General features: G+C 52.3%; 19 protein-coding genes. 16 read left to right on the top strand and 3 right to left on the bottom strand.

The window, feature by feature from the left end; all coding sequences use genetic code 11:
* Window positions 1-158 precede the first annotated feature (158 nt).
* The 3 genes from BMX00_RS14580 (at window position 159) to BMX00_RS09925 (ending at window position 3,993) form a co-directional block, all read left to right on the top strand.
* The gene (locus tag BMX00_RS14580; protein ID WP_177171831.1) at window positions 159-650 is read left to right on the top strand and encodes a YncE family protein; all 492 of its coding nucleotides are present in this window, start codon (window positions 159-161) and stop codon (window positions 648-650) included.
* A gap of 57 nt (window positions 651-707) precedes the next feature.
* Window positions 708-983, top strand: coding sequence for a hypothetical protein (locus tag BMX00_RS09935; RefSeq protein WP_143053082.1), 276 nt, complete (start codon window positions 708-710; stop codon window positions 981-983).
* Between the two features lie 2,149 nt (window positions 984-3,132).
* Complete coding sequence (locus BMX00_RS09925) at window positions 3,133-3,993, top strand: tyrosinase family protein (RefSeq protein ID WP_090828869.1); 861 nt, start codon at window positions 3,133-3,135, stop codon at window positions 3,991-3,993.
* A gap of 162 nt (window positions 3,994-4,155) precedes the next feature.
* Here BMX00_RS09925 and BMX00_RS09920 read toward each other — a convergent pair whose 3' ends face one another.
* Window positions 4,156-4,431 carry a hypothetical protein gene (locus BMX00_RS09920; protein WP_090828868.1) on the bottom strand — a complete coding sequence of 92 codons (276 nt, stop codon included), beginning with the start codon at window positions 4,429-4,431 and terminating at the stop codon, window positions 4,156-4,158.
* A gap of 681 nt (window positions 4,432-5,112) precedes the next feature.
* Here BMX00_RS09920 and BMX00_RS09915 point away from each other — a divergent pair.
* From BMX00_RS09915 to BMX00_RS09905, 3 genes are all read left to right on the top strand, one after another.
* The gene (locus BMX00_RS09915) at window positions 5,113-5,826 is read left to right on the top strand and encodes a PEP-CTERM sorting domain-containing protein (RefSeq protein ID WP_245728007.1); all 714 of its coding nucleotides are present in this window, start codon (window positions 5,113-5,115) and stop codon (window positions 5,824-5,826) included.
* 874 nt (window positions 5,827-6,700) lie between these two features.
* Window positions 6,701-8,647 (top strand): C1 family peptidase, encoded by a 1,947-nt coding sequence (locus tag BMX00_RS09910; RefSeq protein ID WP_090828866.1) that lies wholly within the window; start codon window positions 6,701-6,703, stop codon window positions 8,645-8,647.
* Window positions 8,631-8,978, top strand: a complete 348-nt coding sequence (locus tag BMX00_RS09905; RefSeq protein ID WP_177171830.1) for a protease inhibitor I42 family protein — start codon at window positions 8,631-8,633, stop codon at window positions 8,976-8,978. Before BMX00_RS09910 ends, BMX00_RS09905 begins: the two co-directional genes overlap by 17 nt.
* Window positions 8,979-8,988: 10 nt before the next feature.
* Here BMX00_RS09905 and BMX00_RS14380 read toward each other — a convergent pair whose 3' ends face one another.
* A complete protein-coding gene (locus tag BMX00_RS14380) occupies window positions 8,989-9,183 on the bottom strand; it encodes a hypothetical protein (protein ID WP_143053081.1) in 195 nt (64 codons plus the stop codon).
* Between the two features lie 1,070 nt (window positions 9,184-10,253).
* On the opposite strand from BMX00_RS14380, the gene BMX00_RS09895 reads away from it, so the two are divergent.
* Complete coding sequence (locus BMX00_RS09895) at window positions 10,254-10,931, top strand: HNH endonuclease (RefSeq protein WP_090828863.1); 678 nt, start codon at window positions 10,254-10,256, stop codon at window positions 10,929-10,931.
* A 197-nt stretch (window positions 10,932-11,128) separates the two neighbouring features.
* Window positions 11,129-11,503: a VOC family protein gene (locus tag BMX00_RS09890; RefSeq protein WP_090828862.1), complete on the top strand. Its 375-nt coding sequence runs from the start codon at window positions 11,129-11,131 to the stop codon at window positions 11,501-11,503.
* A gap of 61 nt (window positions 11,504-11,564) precedes the next feature.
* Here the strand turns inward: BMX00_RS09890 and BMX00_RS09885 are convergent, their stop codons facing one another.
* A complete protein-coding gene (locus BMX00_RS09885; protein WP_090828861.1) occupies window positions 11,565-12,302 on the bottom strand; it encodes a hypothetical protein in 738 nt (245 codons plus the stop codon).
* Window positions 12,303-12,580: 278 nt separating this feature from the next.
* Between BMX00_RS09885 and BMX00_RS09880 the strand changes: the two genes are divergently transcribed.
* From BMX00_RS09880 to BMX00_RS09850, 8 genes are all read left to right on the top strand, one after another.
* A complete protein-coding gene (locus BMX00_RS09880) occupies window positions 12,581-12,883 on the top strand; it encodes a hypothetical protein (protein WP_090828860.1) in 303 nt (100 codons plus the stop codon).
* 188 nt (window positions 12,884-13,071) lie between these two features.
* Entirely contained in the window at window positions 13,072-14,415 is a 1,344-nt protein-coding gene (gene astB / locus BMX00_RS09875; protein WP_090828859.1) for an N-succinylarginine dihydrolase, read from the top strand.
* 28 nt (window positions 14,416-14,443) lie between these two features.
* Window positions 14,444-14,599, top strand: a complete 156-nt coding sequence (locus BMX00_RS14575) for a hypothetical protein (RefSeq protein WP_177171829.1) — start codon at window positions 14,444-14,446, stop codon at window positions 14,597-14,599.
* Window positions 14,600-14,815: 216 nt separating this feature from the next.
* Window positions 14,816-15,019: a hypothetical protein gene (locus BMX00_RS09870; RefSeq protein ID WP_090828858.1), complete on the top strand. Its 204-nt coding sequence runs from the start codon at window positions 14,816-14,818 to the stop codon at window positions 15,017-15,019.
* A 637-nt stretch (window positions 15,020-15,656) separates the two neighbouring features.
* Entirely contained in the window at window positions 15,657-16,187 is a 531-nt protein-coding gene (locus BMX00_RS09865; protein ID WP_090828857.1) for an NlpC/P60 family protein, read from the top strand.
* Between the two features lie 150 nt (window positions 16,188-16,337).
* Window positions 16,338-16,673: a hypothetical protein gene (locus tag BMX00_RS09860; RefSeq protein WP_090828856.1), complete on the top strand. Its 336-nt coding sequence runs from the start codon at window positions 16,338-16,340 to the stop codon at window positions 16,671-16,673.
* 143 nt (window positions 16,674-16,816) lie between these two features.
* On the top strand, window positions 16,817-17,602 hold the full coding sequence (locus BMX00_RS09855) for a complement resistance protein TraT (protein WP_090828855.1): 786 nt from the start codon (window positions 16,817-16,819) through the stop codon (window positions 17,600-17,602).
* 193 nt (window positions 17,603-17,795) lie between these two features.
* Complete coding sequence (locus BMX00_RS09850; RefSeq protein ID WP_143053080.1) at window positions 17,796-18,143, top strand: Spy/CpxP family protein refolding chaperone; 348 nt, start codon at window positions 17,796-17,798, stop codon at window positions 18,141-18,143.
* The last annotated feature ends 243 nt before the right edge of the window (window positions 18,144-18,386 follow it).

The raw sequence follows: 18,386 nt of genomic DNA, 5'->3' as shown, positions 1-18,386 counted from the left end.
GACGGGGAATCACCATGCACACTGGATGAGCCATTATGGGAAAAAAATGGCAACTCCAAATGTGTTTACCGGTGATACCACTCAGTTTGATTTCCATCTGACCGGATTGACTCCATCTGCCATCGGGCAGCCGGTTCGGTCATCCTATTGCGGTTGGGATGATGCCCAATGCGAGCAAATATTATGTTGCTAATCTGCTCGACAGTACGGTAACCATTGTCGACATGAATGATCACGTCGTGCTCAAGACGATCAATCTGATTGCCAACTATGATTCTGTCTCCGGAGCAATTTCCGGCCCGGTTGGGGCGCTACCCATCCAGACACCCATGAGTCCAAAAGGAAACAGTATGGTAACCGCGAATATGTTGGGCGAAACCATCACCATCATCGATACCCGGCCCGATCTTTCAACCATGGATACCGTTGTCGCGAGGCTCGGATGTGATCCTGGTTGCCACGGCGTGCAGTATGGAGCCAAGCAAGGCCAGGTAGTTAATGCGCGTGATCAGAATGGCACCGTCATTCAGGATATGGCGGCCGACGGCAATGCAGCGGTTTTGCAGGCCGCTGCTGCCGTGGCGGGCCGAGTGGATCCGTTGAAATCAGGCCGGTTCAGGATGCGATGGTTGAGCGTGGGGCGCATCTAATCAAGCAAGAACTGGGACTGTATGGTAAAACGCCTGAAATCAATCAGGAGAGCCAAAGTGCAATCACTATACAAAACGGAAATGTACTCGGATCACGTCTTGGAAATGATTTTGCAATCGGGACGGGTCGGGATTGAGATCGCAAACCGGTGGATGACAGGGTGGCCGGAGAGAGTCGTGAATCTTCTGGTGAAGGATACCTACGAGGACGCGTTCCAGTATCAGCTTATGCAGGAACACGACGTCATAGCAAGAGCGTCCAACCTGAGCCATCTCGCGTCATTGGAAATCATCATGATGTCGGGCCTAAGTCTGGAGCCGCCGGAAGGGTAGAAGATTCCGCCAACGCTGAAGCTCAATCTTTGCATCTTCGAAATCTGACGAGCGCTCGAACGTCCGCCCTCTCGTAGATTACTCATCAAGTGCCATGCTGCTGCCAAGCAGGGCGGTAAAGACTGTCCGCCATCCCTCGCCCAAAAGTCGATGGAGGCAAGCGTACTGATTCCGCCGTAGAGAATGGTTGGTTCCACTGCAAGGCAAAGCATTCGAGAAGGCTGATCAGAAAGCCACGAATGTCCTTCGGAACATTGCGGATGTGCGAAGGTAGGGAATATTGCAAACGGGGTGGGGGCACTGGGGGATGGAGCGAACCCGCATCCGCTGTCGCTGGAAAACAGCCCGCATTCGCGGCCAATCCTGAAACGGGTTCCAGTCAGCACGACCCCAACGCTCGCGGCCAAAGCACGGGTAATTTGCGCCCGAAAGGCAAGAAGGGCAATTCAGAGGCCGCTAAGTTCATCCGCTCCCCAGATACGAAAGCAGCCTGCGAGAAACGGATGGATGAGCTATTTAGCAGCAGCGAAGCTAACCGTACTGGCGCTCCATTCTGGGCCAATCGGATATGTTGTCGCTCGGATATGGCGGTAAGCCCGTGCGCCTTAAGGAAAGCAAGGTTACGGCCGGTCGGTTCAATCATGGGTTGACCGCAGAGCATTGGAAGGAAGATAGGATAGCCACCATAACGGCTAGTCGTGATGTGCTATGGCAACCCAATAGTTCAGAGCGCGCCCTGCAATTCAGAAAACCTTCATTTAAAAAAGCCTCCGAAAGTTAGGTTAGCAAAATAAATGGTTAGGATTAATGCTGCTACAAGCAATAACGGCGTTATGTTTTTCATGATTCGTCCAGCGCGGCGCGGAGGTTGTTTCGCCAGTTATTTTCCTCGAAGGCTGATATAACCCAAGCGACGTCATAGCGCGCTGGGATATCTTTCACCCATGAACTTGAAAGGAAATCGCCGATCCCTATTCCTGAATCTGATGTCCAGTGTAATAAGCTTCAGCAAACAATAATGAGTACATGGCAAGCGCGAGGCATACAAACTGCTGCTGTGCTACTTCTGCGCGAACATCGGCTATCGCAATTCGGTACGATTTAATGTGCCGGGGGGCCATAGGGGTTAAAATTCGGCGAAAAGTATATGGCGCGCTGGATGTCATCGGGGGAAGGGCTATGGCGTAGATGGCGGAAGAGTTGGAGAAGCGCGTTAGTAAAATCGGTCGACAGGCATACGTAGCCATGAAAACACATCCTTCGTCGTTGTACGGCTCAGAAAGCTATGTCCGGCCCGACTGGTCCCGCGAGATATCAAGCATGAACGGCTATGGATGACCGCTTCTTAATTACGTTCCAGAACTGTTGGTTTTGGAAAAACCCCACTGAACCTACACTTTTCACATTCATAATAATTAGTATGCTTACTTGCGCAAGATGCCGTGATTTGTAGCGAAATCAGTTTCCCGTCCACCGCCCAACACATCGGGCAGTTGGACCCAGCGAATGATCTAGCTCGGCTATATATCTTAGCTACTTTATCAGGATCACTCGGGCTCTGCTTTTTTATTTCATTCGCACAATTTAGAGCAAGTTGCCTGAGTTCGCCCGCTAGGTCTGGCATGATTAACTCCATTCACAACATTGTGAATTAACAAATCATTGTGGGAAATATCTGCGTACCTGTGGTTTTATCGTATCACAAAATATAGCGATTTCAACGCAATTAAGTCGATGAATCAGCGCTTGTCACTCATTGAAACTACCGATAGTAAAACATCGCCTTACAAAGATTACAGGTAATTTCGACGTCAACCTCGTTAAGCAAGCGAGGGCGCCCAGGCTACCGTTGTGCTATTTCGGTGCGAACATTGGATACCGCGCTATTCGGTACGATTTGAAGTGCCGGGATGAAACGGTAATCGAGATTCGGAAAAAGGTCTATGACACTTGGATGTGATCGTGAGTGGGGCGATGGAAGAAATGTCGATTAATTTGGAGAGATACAGTTTAATCGGGCCACGCAACGAACTATATGCAGGATAAATTATAATCCTTGCCCTCTGTTACGCCAGAGGGAATAATCTTTGCGGCAGCATCCCTAATCAGACGAAATAACCTCTACGTTATTTAACTTTGGAGGCCCCACTTGGATATCCGTCACAATCATAAGGACTTGAGCCCTACGCAAAAAACGGCGTTTGTTGATGCTGTGCTGGCACTGAAGAATGATGTTGATAGCGTTTTGCATCCGGGAAAACAGAAGCGATATGACGACTTCGTAGAGGTACACAAGAACGCGATGACTGGACCCGCCATGTTTGAGCCAATGCCTCATGGGACCTCACTTTTTTTCCCATGGCATCGTGTTCTGCTTAGGCAGTTTGAACTGACTCTTCAGGCTGTTGCCAACGATGCTTCCATCACGCTGCCGTATTGGGACTGGAACTTCTCTGGTACGGGCAACCCGTTCACGCCGGATTTCCTTGGAGGAGATGGTGATGGGGCCCAAGGGGGTCGGGTTACGATCGGTCCTTTTGCGTATACGACCGGCCGCTTTGAAGTTCGCGTCTGGGACGATAATCGTGGAGACCCTGGCCTAAGACGTGAGTTCGGGGAGGACGCAAATTCTTGGCTTCCAGTCGCTACGGACATCTCCGCCGGTATCGCCAGGACGCCATATTGGGCAGGCCCCTCTTGCTTCGTGCTGGTTGCGTCGGGGGTACTTCATAACCCTGTTCATCGCTGGATTGGCGGAAATATGGCCGATGCGTCATCGCCGAACGATCCGGTCTTCTTTCTGCACCATGCATTTCTGGATTTGCTGTGGGAGCGATGGAAAAAGCATCATCCGACGATAGCCCCCTATCTCCCCGCTAGCGGCTTCTCTGGCCGAGATTTGAATTCTACGTTGATATTTCACGCACCAAACGAGCCATCCCCTTGGACGGAGTCGTGGATTGTTGGACAGGTGATTGACCCAAGCGCCCTTGGGTACGGCTACGCATGATAGCGCGAAGTCTTTCGATGCCAGTACCGAGCCGAAAATATTCAACCCAGCAATTAACAAGCCGCCATTCCTTGATTTCGAAGGCGTTTTTGATCAAGCGAGCGGTATGGCACTGCATGACGGCAATACTGATTAGTTGCCGTCAGTTTGTGGTCGGGGCTTTTACTTTAGAGATTCTTCGATTTTTGCCTGCAGAATTATCTCTTCCATGACTGGATCTTTTTCCCCACCGTGAGCTAGATGCTCTGCATACCACTGGTGGACTAGACCGCAGACATCGTCTCCGCGCTCGTCGTGGAACTCAGAAACCTCAATCCCGCTTGCATCGCAAATTTCTTCTATAAGCGTCCAATCAAACTCTATGTTGCCTTCAGTCGAGTAATCCCAAGCCAACTTTAGCTGTGACAACGGTATATTTTCAGGATTGATTAATTTCATAATCGACCACCAATGGCTGCGATATGGACAGGTTTCTACAAGTTGGAACGGGCTCTCGACACAAGGATAACGATTTTTTCAAGATTATTAAAGGTCATCCTGTAACACCGCCTGGCTTTTACATTTTGCTCATACTTGTAAAGTGCCACGTTTCCCTCGTCTAGTAATACCTGCGGGGGCGTTAAACCTGAGAATCAGCATGGGGTGTCAACGGCAGGGAAGGGGAGAGAACAATAAAAAAGTCCGGCGAGAAGGCTCTGCCGGGCTGCGGTATCCACAAGATTAGACACCAACGACGCCTCAAGAGGGTAGGCGTTGCGACAATAATCACATAAGAATATGTCGGGCTCGTGACAGCGCAAGGCCAGAAGCAAAGGTGACACTTTGAGGGATGATGCGTCTCAGCCGTTTGTTCATTTGAAAGGAAGGGCCGGCGGGCAGGCTCGTCATTTGCGGCACCGATATCTTTATCCTTCTGGATGATTTGGTTGTTTGTTGCCCCTTTAAGGTTGTAAGGGGATTCCATCCGGAGTCTTGTAAATGAATCCCACGCCGAGTTTTTTATATTCGGCTGCATCCTCATCGTTAAACCCTGTCGAGTATGTACCTTAGTCCAATAGCCATTATTCGACGATCAGGTACGATGCGGCTCTGGGTCAATAGCCGTTTAATAAAGGGGAAATGATGAGCAAATTATTTGGTGCTGCGATTACTTTTGTGTTGGTCTTGGCAGGCATACCTTCTTCCCAAGCACTACCGATATATACCACAGCCGGATTCAGCGGAGGTGTCCTGACGGTAAAGGAATTAGGTAGCGGACTTGGCTTACAAAGAACAAATACCTGCAGTGGTTGTGCAGCTGGCTCCGTAAGTGGTCATTTGCTTTTTGACAAAAGTCTCACCCCAGCATCGGGTACCGGCTTCGTTAACGTCCCATTAGGATCGGTAACCGGTGCATCCAATGACGTTATCTTCGATATTATCTTCGGAAATAAGCCGCTAGAGTTCGAGTTCAATGACCCGCACGTCTTAGGAGGTCCATCAATACAGTTTAAAAACGGCGTGTTCAATGGCCTCTTTTTTGTAGAAGATTTTACATCTAACGGAAAATCCTTTGAACTCAGCATCCAAGGTGGAGCCTGGACCATAAAAGGTCGGGACGATGACGAATATTCGGAACTCGCCGCTTCAGGCTACATAAACATCGGGAACAATGCTCTGACGAATCAAGCGCTATTTGTGCCGACACCCCAGCAATTGCCGCAGTCGAGCGTTCCCGAACCCACAACCCTGGCGCTTCTTGGTCTTGGCTTATTTGGTCTGATAATGGCCCGGCGTTCGGCGGGACGATCTTCCCTTCAATCAGCCGGTCAATCAGCCAATCAAGTTGCGTAAATAAACAGGCGCAAAATATTGATTCAACATAGAACGCTGCTTCATCAGCGGAAAACCCGGGTATATGGATGGGAAAACGCTTCGTAAGACAGGAGCGCGTCCAATACCCATGCAGCTTTTCGCTGTTTCGGCCCAAAGAACTGCGTGTATCCTATACACGGGTTAAAGCGGCCCATTGGAGCTCCCCATACCGTAAACCGAGTTTAGCCTGAAACGGGGCTCTGCTGGCTCGACAGGCCCAGGTAAGCGAATTAGCGCAAACGTAAACCCGAGAATTGTACGATCCAATCGCAGGCTTCCACATCCCCTGAAACCGGCAGGCGCAAGACCCGTTACCATCAACGTATAAGCTGGAAGTTTGGAAGGATACAAGCGACGAAGCTAGATGGATGAACTGCTCATGTTGTTCATCGCGCTGGCCCCAATCGAATTAGGGCCGCCGGAAGATTCGGCAACATGTTGAGGTAGTCATGCCCTCGCCATTAGGGGCCAGTGTAAAAACATGATGAGCTCCTGTGGCCGTCATGGAAGATCCCACCCCCCTGGCCGGCGTCACGGATGCCGGAAGCGTAACCGTCACTTCCCCAGATTCCCACCCAGAGTCCCAGATCGGTCATACCCAGGCTGCTCGGGCCGGTAATAAAAGCATTCGTGGCTCCAATTGTGCCGGACCATCTGACCACCTCCCCCCAAAGTCATTGATGGCTTGAGTCATGCCCGGGCTTTCCATATGTCCCAGGTAGTTGTTGCCTTGCTGTTGACTTAACCAGCAAAGCGATGATTATGAACTATGCTTTCAGAAGCATCAGGTCCTGCCTGTACAGTCGTGGTAAGGAGATTTTCGTACGGCATACTTTCAAAAAAGGGAAGGCAAATGTCTATCATTCTGGATCTCGAAGAAACACTTGAAGCAAATAATGCAAGTTGGAGAGTAAACGATCGTCTGCTGAATATCACCGAGCCGCTCGTGTTTCGGCTGGGCGGCCTGTCGGACAAATTCATGCCGGCCGAGCGTATCAGGCTGCTGGACTTCAAGGCCCTGCTGGCGGAGCGTACGAGCAACCCCTTCGTTTTTCAACGTCGGGTGGCTCAAAACATCATTGCAGCGCCACTCAGGCCAGAATCGCTGATCGGTTCCATTCGGGGGATAGCTACCTTGGAAGGCGGGGCCCCGGCGGGCGCACCCACACTTTCAAGCGTCGATTGGCGCAACAGGTGGGGTTGGCCATGGATTACGAGCATACGCGACCAGAACGGCTGCGAGGCGTGCTGGCTGTTCGCCGCCGTGGCGCTGGTCGAGGCAATGGTGCGCATCGAGCACTGCGTATGGCCATGGTATTCGGAAGGCGATGTCCACAAGGGCATGCATGCTACCTGTTGCCAGTGTGGCAACGCGGAAAACGCCCTGGACTGGATAAAGAATAATAGCGCCGCTGATCCCGGATGCTTTGCCTGGCCGGTGACAGCCTCGGGTTGCTCGGGTTGCGGAGGCACTGGTGGCGGGCCCTATGACGCGGTTGCCTATACGCCAACACCTGATCGTTCGGGGCGTTCGGTAAGAATACCGGCTTATACACATGTGGGCAGTGTGTCCGATCAGAAGAAATGGCTGGATACGGTCGGGCCGCTGGTATGCGGAATGACTGTATGGACGGACTTTTTCTATTACGGCACCGGCGTCTACCACAAACAGGCCATGGTCGGCGGCAATCCCAACAAGGTGGAGGGGGGGCACGTCATGCTGGTCGTCGGTTATGATGATGACCTGAATTGCTGGATCGTCAAGAATTCATGGGGCTCCGGCTGGGGTGATTCAGGCTTTGTCAAGATCGGCTATGGGGAGGTCGATATCGACAGCAGCGCCAAGATTGGGCTGACCAATGTCAATCCCGACCCATGGACGAAACGACGCATGCACAATGGCGGCATGTTGGAAAGCGGAAATGGCGCCACACACTGTAATTTCGAATTATTGGCCACAGGACCCGGCAGCGTGATCCAGCATTGGTGGCGCGACAACAATGCACCCGGCCTTCTCTGGCATCAAGGTCTGAGTTTTGGAAACGACGCGGCTGTCTGTCCGACTTTTATCTCCACCACCTTCAACCGCAACTTCGAATCCGTGCATCTTACGACGAACGGGCGTCTCCATCATTGGTGGTACCAACAGCCAGGAGGCCCTTGGCACGACGGCGGTTTATTCGGCCCCACCGATGCCGCGGGCATCCCTGGCTTTATCCAGAGCAACTATAACGCGCCAGGTAATTTTGAGGTCGTGGTGCGCACCTCGGATAGCAAGCTCAATCATTGGTGGAGGGATGGCAGCGGCTGGCATAATGGTGTCAAATTCGGGAGTAATGTCGCTTACAGTGGTGCGAGTCTGATACAGAGCCATTATGGCGCACCCGGCAATTTTGAACTGGTTTGTGTGCTGAGTTCCGGCAAGATGCAGCATTGGTGGCGCGATAACGATCGTGGGATGGTGTGGCATGCCGGTCCGGAGTTCGGTAGCGGAATCGGCAGCCCGCCCTGCATGATCGAAGGCTCATATGGGGCAGGCAATGAGAAAGCAGTCGGTAACTTTGAATTATGCGTGGCTGTTGGCGGAGCGGTGCAGCACTGGTGGCGGAACCAGTCCGACATGCTGTGGCGCCAGAGCGCGACTTTCGGACATAATGTCCTGGCCGTGGTCTCGTTGGTGGAGGGGAGCTATGGCTTCAACCTGGAGGTCATCGTTCTCCGCATCGACAGCAAGCTTCAGCATTATTGGCGCGACGGTGCGGCCTGGCACGAAGGAGTGGTGTTTGGAAGCGTCGTCTGAACTTGTATTGCATCCCGGCGCCGAGTATCGGGTGGTACTCGGCGGACTGGGCAGCGCTGGATACGTTTGGGAGTTCCAGATAAACGGACCCCCAGGCGTAATCGCCATCCGCCCCGTCTTGCCTGTTCTTCCTGAAAGCCCACCTAAAGCACCAGATGCACCTGATGCCGCCCATCCCTCCGCGCTGCAAACCACCAGCGTGGAACATACCTTCATCATCGACGCGCTGGAACCAGGGGAGGCCGAGGCGCTGTTCTTCTTAAGACGGCCCTGGCAAAAAGATGTGCCCCCCGTACGGACGGTAACCGTTCGTGTTACCGTCGCTATATAAAACCAGGGATTCAGGAAGTCATTGGCGCTATGCCCACGCTGGGCCCCACTTCATTTGCCCAATACACTTTTGATTCGGGAAATCCCACAAGAGGTTCCTCATATTTGTACGGCTCCATGGAATCGTCCGGACAGCTGGTGATGACAGTCGGCTTACGTTCAATTTTGCCTTCGGTATCTCTTACATAAGTGACGCATTTAGACATTTTGCTCAGCTCCTTTTTTTGTGAATTAATCCAGCCATTCTGTTTTCCAGACGCACAGCCATGCATGGTGTCCGTCTTCCTGAATGTGTTGCAGCCAGCGCGGTTGCTTTGGCTGTCTTCTGCTATTTGCTCATGCATATACCCTTGCAGTTAATCCCCTCTTTGGTGGGATCGCAGTTGTCTGACGGATCATCGACACATATCATGCCGCCTTGACACATAATCCCGGTTGGGCCGCCACAGGGCTGTTTGAGTTTGCTTACCGGTGCTCCCGCCACGCATATTCCGGGACAATCGATGCCTTCTTTGGTTGGATCACACTTGTCCGAGGGGTCATCTATGCATTTCATCCCGCCTGGGCATTGGATCGCACTGGGCCCGGCACAGGGTTGTTTCGGCGTTGAAGATTTTGATTGTGACTGAGATTTTTCAGACATGTCTCCCTGAGCATATACGGCTTGGGTTAAACCCATACTTAAGCCAATAGTCAGGGCGATCAATATTTTGAATACGGTAGTACTTGAATTGAAATAAGGTTTCATGGAAGACTCCGATAGGATAAGAAAAATAGTAGACGAATAAATTCTTCTTCTCGCTCATAACCTTTACTAGTCCATATTTGACGGACGTCCCAACGCATACGCATACCCCGGAGGAAAGGGAATGCCGCGGAAAATCCCAGCCCCTGGCTTCCAGCCCAGGGTCGCCCGTTCCCAGCCCTACAACCCCTATGACTGTCAAATACGGACCGATTGTAGGAAGGGCGAATGGCAAGTTCTGTGCGGTGACGCACTCATTGCAGAGTTTTTCCCCTCTCAAGACTGCTAGTGAAGGCAGCTGATTCGGTGCAGCCTATGAGGAGTGTTCAAGGCTCTCAAGCGATGCGCACAGGGGCTAGTTAGCTCTTAAATCTCAAGGCTGAGTTGTGTAAGATATGAACTCCAGGGCGATGTTATAACCTTCGAGCGGATCATTTCGGTAGATTGAGCGGTTTGCCAATTTGCAATAAGGCCTTAAAACAGGGCGATACATAACCGCGAGAAATCCATAATGTATAGGGCACTATCTGTATGAACGGCGGCTGGACCGAGGAAGAGCTGGAAGCCGCGGTTGAATCCTACGTCGAGATGCAACGTAACGAGCGAGCTGGCCGGCTCTTTATAACAAAGCAGTATTACAGGAAACTGATGCAAAAGTTCGGGCGAACAGAAAAAGCCTATGAACTTCGAATGCAAAACATTTCCTACGTGCTATCGCTTATGGGACGCGGTTGGCTGCCAGGTCTCAAACCGGCAAGAAACATCGATTCCGGCGTCGCGGCCCGGATCGAAAAACTGCTTGAACAAATTGAAGGGCAGAGGCGAGTACCCATTGTTGCTTTTGAGATCGCGGCACGAGAGCAGGCCCGTCAAAGAAATCTGCGCAGACCGCAGGGTAATCCCAGCCCGAAGTCCAGGCGAATGGCGGTTACCCACTTTCAACGGGATGCTTCGGTTAAGGCCTGGGTTCTGCAACAAGCTGGAGGTGTGTGCGAATGCTGCGAAAAACCGGCCTTATTTAGTGGAGCCGACGGCCTGCCTTATCTGGAGCTGCATTATGTGTGGCAATTGGCGGAGGGTGGGCCAGACGTGGTATCGAATGCTGTTGCGCTTTGTCCCGGTTGCCATTCCGAAATACATCATGGTGCAAATGCGCCGGCGTTGGTCGCATGGCTCTATGATAATGTTGCCAGGCTGAGGCGGGATTAGGCGGCGGAAGACCCGAAGTTGATGATTTTACTTTTCGGCTGAGTCAAGAAAGAGATAGAAGAAGAAAGCCGAGGCCATGGTTGCGTTTCCTTGGTTTTTCACCTTGCTTGATCGTTGCGGTGGTTGGGGGTAAGGTATGTGTTCTATAAGCCCTATAAGCCCTATAAGCCCTATAAGCCCTTACAGAAGGAGACGCCATGGCAATCACACTGAATCATACTATTGTGCCTGCGCACAATAAGGTTGAGGCCGCCAGGTTTTATTCGAGAATCTTCGGTTTCGATTATGTCGGGGAGTTTTCGCATTTCACTGTCGTGAGAGTGAATGAAACGCTGTCCCTGGACTTTGATAATCGAGACAAATATGAAACTCATCACTATGCGTTCAAGGTAAGCGAGCCAGAATTTGACCAGATATTCACCCGGCTGAAAGCGGAAAACATTCCGTATGGCAGCGGTCCCTTCGAACCGGAAAACATGAATATCAACCATCACAATGACGGGCGCGGGGTATATTTCCGCGATCCTGCCGGGCACCTTCTGGAAATGCTGACGACGGATTACAAGATGTAAACACTACGCATGTCAAGATCAGGGCCATTAAAATCACCCTGCCCTGACCGGCCCTCGGTACCTATTCGGAGATTGTCCGGCTTCTGAGCTCAGGCACGATATCTTGCAAGGCTTTCCTGAAATCCGGATCCAGCAAATGCCTGATCCTGAATGACACGATTAGCTGGACGTTATTTTTTGACCTGGTCCAGTCTGTCATTTGCAAGGTTTTCTCGATGACGTCCGCGCGCCTGGAATCGGGCAGGTAGAAAAAATCACAACAGCATTTGCGGCCTGAGTCCGAAACCGGAGGAGTCCGGCAGGATGCGCACGCCGAAAATAGCGCTGGCGGGGGCACTGCGAGGGATTCGAACCCAAGTTCAGTCGTGTTTACGGCAGAGCGCTCATTAGCCGGTTTCACCCCGGTGATGAGTGCCGCATAGCTTTTGTTTAAATCAGCGATCGCGCTGGCATCCGGAACCTGGCCCAAGGTGGCAGCGCAAACCCTGACATTCAGTAGAAGCGTTTGCAGCGCAAAGCCTCTCCATTCTTTTTTTACATAACACATCCCAAGTTCTTTGGCAGCTGGATCTTCAAGATCGAATGCACCCGCGCCAGCGATGAAATTGCCGGCCGCATTCTCTATGACAAAGAACAGTCCATTCTCGACGGCCGCTTTAAACTCGTTATAGGGGCGCGACAGTAAATTTGCCGACTCGGTCAGCGGAAGATTTTTGATGGCTTCGCTGTACTCGCCCAGAATACGCGCCATATCGCCCACGCCCGCGGCTCGGATCGTTGCATGGGTGGTTGTCACCATATCTGCTCTCCCGTCGGTTGAAAGCCGTTATTCCGCCATTTGCCATTTTTAATGGGCACCCCTTTTTCATGGCGCCTTTTCATGGCATTCCTTTATACCTCCTGTTTTCGCCCGCTTATCCCATGGTTAACCCGCAAATATTAGGGCAATCCGGTCAAATTCAATAGCCTAGCCCATTCTCTTCCTGATGTTGCATATATGATCGTAACAGCTTGACAGTTAGCGAAATAGATATTATAAGAATTTGCATTCCGCAATGATTAAGGAGACAGGTAATCGTGGTAACCATCGAGCAATATAGGCAATATTGCGCGGACTGGAGCGGCGACCCGGCCGAATTTTCATGGCTGGTTCAGCACGGCGACATTGCGGGGGTCTCGCGGCGGGCCATCGCCGATGAATTCGAATTCGCACCCTCCACCGTTTCGCGATGGGCAGCGGGTGAGGCCCTTCCGCACAAGCGCATACAGAAGCTGGTGATTGCGGGCCTGGAGAAGAAAGCCCGGCGACTTGAAGTGGCAGCCGCCAATGCGGTTCCCCTTCCGCACAAAATTACGGGCCATGAGCAGACTTTCCCGTAGAACCGAAGTAGAACTACGAAGTAGAACTACTTACCCATGAGTAAAATATGGTGAGATGCTTCATCCGGAGGCTGACCCGGAATCCAGTCCAACCGACCACGAGCAGCATATCTTCGGATCAGTACTTCGGGCAATAAGGCCTCAAGCTTATCCCGGCGGAGCCACCGTTCACCTATGAAAGCGATGAAGTGAAAGCACGTGAAGTCAATTTCGATGGCCTGGTCGGTCCGACGCATAATTACGGCGGGCTCGCAGTTGGAAATGTTGCGGCGGCCGAGAACGCGCTAACCGACTCAAGCCCGCGCGAAGCCGCTCTCCAGGGGCTGGCGAAGATGAAGTATCTGTCCGATCTGGGCATCAGGCAGGGTATATTGCCCCCGCAAGACCGACCGGCGGTCGATGTGCTTCGGAAGATGGGCTTTTCCGGCGACGATGTCGCGGTTATCCGTCAGGCGGCCGAGATCGCGCCGGCATTGCTGAGGGCGTGCTCCTCGGCATCGAGCATGTGGGTTGCGAACGCTGCCACGGTTTCTCCGAGTGCCGATACGGAAGACGGCAAGGTACACATGACTGCGGCCAATCTTCCGTCTCAGTTTCATCGGAGCATCGAGCCGCCGACCACTTCGGCGATTCTAAGGCGTGTTTTCAGCGATGTGCGGTATTTCGAGCACCATGACCCGCTTCCGCCGAATCTGTATTGCGCGGACGAGGGCGCCGCGAATCATATGCGTCTGTGTTCAGATCATGGGGATACCGGTCTGGAGGTTTTTGTGTTCGGCCGCTCGGCCAATCCAGAGCTCGCCAGGCCACTGAAATTTCCCGCGCGGCAATCACTCGAAGCAAGTGAAGCCATTGCCCGGCTTCACCAAGTCAAATTCCGGAAAGAAATATTTGTACAGCAGAATCCCGTTGCCATCGATGCAGGGGCTTTTCACAATGATGTGCTCGCGGTGACTAACTGCAACGTCCTCCTCTATCACGAGGCGGCATTTCAGAATTGGCGCGAAACCGAGAAAAAAATCGCTGAAGCGTCCGATCAACCCATCCACTTCATTAGAGCCTGCGAATCGGATATAACAATCGCCGAGGCGGTCAGCACCTATCTGTTCAACAGCCAGTTAATCAGTCTGCCCGACGGGGAAATGATGCTTCTCGCTCCTTCGGAATGCCAGGAGTCCGTGTCGGCGCGGGCCTTTCTCAATCATATCCTGGAGGATACCGCCAACCCAATCAAGCGAGTCGATTATATAAATTTACGGCAGAGCATGAGAAATGGCGGCGGACCGGCCTGCCTTCGACTTCGTGTAGTTCTTACCGAAGCGGAATTGGAATCCATCAGACGGGGCAGCCGCGTCATTCTAGATCAGCATCTCTACGATGAGCTAAAGGCATGGGTCGAGAGAAATTATCGTGAACGCATCACACCGCGAGACCTGGCGGACCCATCCCTGCTGCGCGAGAGCCGCACCGCTCTGGATGAACTCGCCACGATATTGTCATTGGGCTCCATCTATCCTTTTCAGAAGCCCTAGCCCCCCTTCGGGTAATGGGTGGACGAGCATGGAAGCGGCCAGGCTTCGCCAGACGTTGTATGTCGGACGCAGCGCCCCCGGCCAGCTACCCGCGATACAGCGCATACCTGATCGGCTCAGTATGATTTTCAATGCCGGTTCCCTACCCGGCACCGAAACAATTCCGCCTACCGGCCTCGTTTGAGCCTCATTTACGACCTTTTAAGGGTGCCAGACGCTCTTATTCATCCCATGCATAAAACCACTTTTAAAAAGTGGTTTTGTGTGATATAAATAAACCATGGCGACCAGTGCAGCAAAAGGTGATTCACGATAGCCGAGCGGGTTTTGTCCACTTGAAAGTTGTTCAATCACCAGACGCTGGCCATTTTATTAAACTCACGCAATCAAGGAGATTCAAATGAAAACCGTACATTCGCTGTTTCTGACCCTGCTTGTGGCCGCGAGCTTCTCTTCCCCCGTTGCGTTGGCCGGAGAACCCAATACCGATGCGTTTACCAGCCAGCCTGGAAGCGATAAATCGAAGGCAACGCTTGGCCGCGATTGCCCACCTGAAATGTCCCAGGAAGTAAATTCGCCCGATGCCGCAATTCTGCTGGAATGACACGACAGCAGGAGTAAGTACTGGTTAGCGGGCTCATATAATTGAATTGCTCGCGGGGGAAGTGAACTCCAGTTATCCGTTAGCGCCCGTGTATCTCGATGCACGGGCGCTTTCTCATTATTGTTCGGTATGATTCGAATTTCGTTGCTGCTCATCCGACATGACGGCCGCAACGCAGTGTTGAATTTCAAATAATGTGTTGGGGCGCGGTTATACGCCATGTCTGATACGCCGTCCCCGCGCCCGGCATTCAACTTCGTGAAATGAGCTAAAGGACAGCACACGAGGTAGACGAGGCTCGTCCGGCTGATCGGGAGATAGGCCATCGCGGCAAAAGGATGCAGATTCTGCTGATTCTGCTGATTTTAAATGGGCAGCAGAAAAAAAGTATTATTCCTGTTGCTGAGCTTGCGCATAGTCTTTAGAATTTCCTCCGAAGAAGCTTTTACAAGGCAGCCGGCCAGGCATGAGTGAGCACCCTCGCGGCCGAGCAATCGCCCATGTCAGCATCTTAATCTCGTTGGGGTACCGATAGCGAAAGCAACTCCTCCCAGAGCCCGCGCTCTCTCCCTATAATGGATATAGCGCACTTATATAATCAACTAGCCCGGAACTCGTGCACGGATGAATATACCTCATGAAAAATAATCTCTGGGTGGCTGGAATCGTTGCGATTGCAACGCTCATGGGGTGCACTAGCACCCCGGACCGGGGTGCGGCGAGGAGTGGATATACGACAGGATCAGCCCCCCGGGTGGGTGTGGACCTGGGCGGTAACCTCGACCTGAGCGATTCGGACTCCGTGAAAAGCGCGCTCTATGCACAATATGACGAATGGAGGGGCACGCGCTACCAGCTGCGCGGGTTAAGCAAGAACGGTATCGATTGTTCCGGCTTCGTTCACATGACATTCAAGTCGAAGCTGGGCGTGACCTTGCCGAGATCAAGCGACCTGCAGGCGGAGCTGGGGATAGACGTGGATAAAGACCAGTTACAGGCGGGCGACCTGGTATTTTTCAAGACAGGGAAAACACTCCGGCATGTAGGCATGTATCTGGAGGACGGCCGGTTCCTGCATGCGTCGACGAAGCAAGGGGTCATTATTTCCCGCTTAAATGACAGTTATTGGAAGTACGCGTACTGGAAGGCGAAGCGGTTGGAAATTTGACGTTACCTAGCGAATAAGCAGTACACTTGGGATAGCAGTGGCACACAAGCGGCACACAAACCGCGCCAGGATGAGTTGGCGGGTTTCGGTAGTGAACGAGAATCAATCGAGCCTGAATCCATCAGGTTTTGACCCTATTGGAGGTGTTGAATGACCGCTCGCAACAAGAATGCTCCCTGCGGACTTTTGCTGTTTCTCTCCTTAAGTAGCGCTGCCGTATGGGCAGATCCCAATCTGGAGGAGATCCAGAGGCAATTCAACCAGGAAACGATTTCCAAGCCTTTCAACGTTCCGGACGACGCGAGTCTGACCACCTCGCTCAAGGCTGCGACAGACCGAGGGACGCCAACCCGCACACCGGGCGGCTATGTAGCGCCTAATATTCCACTGCTGGGTGGATTCGGCTACACCGGCGGATATATGCGGCCCTATTACGGTGGTTATTATGGAGGAGGTTACAGTCCTTTTTATGGCGGCTGGTGGTAACGTTGCCAGAGGTCGAATGGATTGACTGCACGTGATACGAAGAACAAGCGGTTGCTGATAAGAGCAAGAGTACGCTCGTGAACGTACTTTTTATTACCCTCCGCCAAAACCGATTTAATCATTAATAACAACAGGGGAACAAAATGGGTTATAGGGAAGGTAAACATACTATGGCGCTGGCGGTCGCCATGGCATTTTCAATGATATTAAGTGGTTGTGCCGCTGTTCACACGTCGATTGCGAAAAAGGATCTGGACGTTCAAACCAAAATGAGCGATACCATTTTCCTTGATCCAGTTGAACCCGGCCAGAAGACTGTTTATCTCAATGTGCGCAACACCTCCGACAAAGCAAATTTCGACATTGCCGGACCCGTTGCAAGAGTTCTTGAAGGAAAAGGCTATACCATTACACCCGATCCCAAAAAAGCCTACTACTGGCTTCAGGTGAACGTGTTGAGTGTGGATAAGGCGAGCCCCACAGCCGCGCAAGCTGCCCTGGGGGCGGGTTATGGCGGCGCTTTTGGTGCCGCTGGCAGCGCTGCTGCCGGCGCCGCCATAGGGGCTGCGACCGGGGCTGCGATAGATGGCTGGGGTGCTGCCGGGATTGGCGGGCTGGCTGGCGTCGCTGCTTTCGGACTCGTGGATACCGTCGCGAGCGCCGCGGTGAAGGACGTGACATACATGGCTGTTACTGATGTTGAAATTGCGGAGCGGGCTGAGGCGGGTGTAATTGTCCGCCAAGACAGTCGGCAGGATGCGAAGCAAGGAATAGGCGGATCAAGAAGTCAAACCTCTACCAAAGTCAGTAACATGAACAAATACCGTACGCGTGTCGTCAGCACGGCCAATAAGGTTAACTTGCAGTATGAAGAAGCAGCCGCTGATCTGACGAATGGATTAACACGCTCGATTTCGGGTCTTTTCTAGGCTTCCCGGATCTTACGCAGGAGCGGCTTGAGCCAGAGCCGCTTACTGACCTTTCGTGCCCTCTGTCTGGAGGGTAGATATATCCTTCACAGGGGAATCACCCGGTTTTATCCATCCCAGTCCGTTGCTCCACCCAATGCGGCGGGCGGACCGGTTTGTTACAGCGTAAGGAATAATTACAGCATAAGGGAATATGATGAATAAGAAACTGACGGGTTTTTTGCTGGCACTCGGACTTGTTCTCAGTCCTGTCGCCGGCCATACCCAGCAAAAAGACACCGCATCTGCCGATAGCGGGAAGGGACTCGACCGCATGAGCAAGGAACTGGACCTCAGCGCCGATCAAAGATCCAAGGTCGAAGCCATTTTAGAAACAGAAAAAAGTAAAGTCGAAGCCATCTTCAACGAAGAGCGACAAAAGTTGCAAGCGGTGCAGCAGGGCACCCGAGCAAGCCTGGAGGGAGTGCTCACACCGGAGCAGATGAGCAAGCTGGATCAGAAAATGCGCGAAAACGCCAAAAACGCACCAAAGAAGAAGTAGAGCATTGAAAATCATCAGCCCCGTCGTTGGGCATGCACGGCTCTTTTAGGTGAATTTTCATAAAATCCAGTACCCTTGGCGCGGTGATCGTTTGGTTCGAAGCGTTTGTGTGCAGAGACCGCACAAATTGCCTGGCCCTTCTATCGATGAAAGCCGGGCTGCAACTGCCTTTGCCGGCCGCGTTGGCAATCGAGTTGGTAACAGGGTTGGCAATCGGGTTGGCAAAAATGGGATAATCGCGGG

It is taken from the genome of Nitrosovibrio tenuis, assembly GCF_900109785.1.
GTDB lineage: Bacteria > Pseudomonadota > Gammaproteobacteria > Burkholderiales > Nitrosomonadaceae > Nitrosospira > Nitrosospira tenuis_A.
This window is presented reverse-complemented; position numbering and strand designations above follow the sequence as displayed.

Bases quoted from the DNA above. Each gene is read 5' to 3' on its own strand.
- BMX00_RS09855 (WP_090828855.1), top strand. From the start codon at position 16,817: ATGGGTTATAGGGAAGGTAAACATACTATGGCGCTGGCGGTCGCCATG.
- BMX00_RS09920 (WP_090828868.1), bottom strand. From the start codon at position 4,431: ATGAAATTAATCAATCCTGAAAATATACCGTTGTCACAGCTAAAGTTG.
- BMX00_RS09890 (WP_090828862.1), top strand. From the start codon at position 11,129: ATGGCAATCACACTGAATCATACTATTGTGCCTGCGCACAATAAGGTT.
- BMX00_RS09915 (WP_245728007.1), top strand. From the start codon at position 5,113: ATGATGAGCAAATTATTTGGTGCTGCGATTACTTTTGTGTTGGTCTTG.
- BMX00_RS09895 (WP_090828863.1), top strand. From the start codon at position 10,254: ATGAACGGCGGCTGGACCGAGGAAGAGCTGGAAGCCGCGGTTGAATCC.
- BMX00_RS09870 (WP_090828858.1), top strand. From the start codon at position 14,816: ATGAAAACCGTACATTCGCTGTTTCTGACCCTGCTTGTGGCCGCGAGC.
- BMX00_RS09865 (WP_090828857.1), top strand. From the start codon at position 15,657: ATGAAAAATAATCTCTGGGTGGCTGGAATCGTTGCGATTGCAACGCTC.
- BMX00_RS09885 (WP_090828861.1), bottom strand. From the start codon at position 12,302: ATGGTGACAACCACCCATGCAACGATCCGAGCCGCGGGCGTGGGCGAT.
- BMX00_RS09850 (WP_143053080.1), top strand. From the start codon at position 17,796: ATGATGAATAAGAAACTGACGGGTTTTTTGCTGGCACTCGGACTTGTT.
- BMX00_RS14380 (WP_143053081.1), bottom strand. From the start codon at position 9,183: ATGTCTAAATGCGTCACTTATGTAAGAGATACCGAAGGCAAAATTGAA.
- BMX00_RS14575 (WP_177171829.1), top strand. From the start codon at position 14,444: ATGGAAGCGGCCAGGCTTCGCCAGACGTTGTATGTCGGACGCAGCGCC.
- BMX00_RS09910 (WP_090828866.1), top strand. From the start codon at position 6,701: ATGTCTATCATTCTGGATCTCGAAGAAACACTTGAAGCAAATAATGCA.
- BMX00_RS14580 (WP_177171831.1), top strand. From the start codon at position 159: ATGATGCCCAATGCGAGCAAATATTATGTTGCTAATCTGCTCGACAGT.
- BMX00_RS09860 (WP_090828856.1), top strand. From the start codon at position 16,338: ATGACCGCTCGCAACAAGAATGCTCCCTGCGGACTTTTGCTGTTTCTC.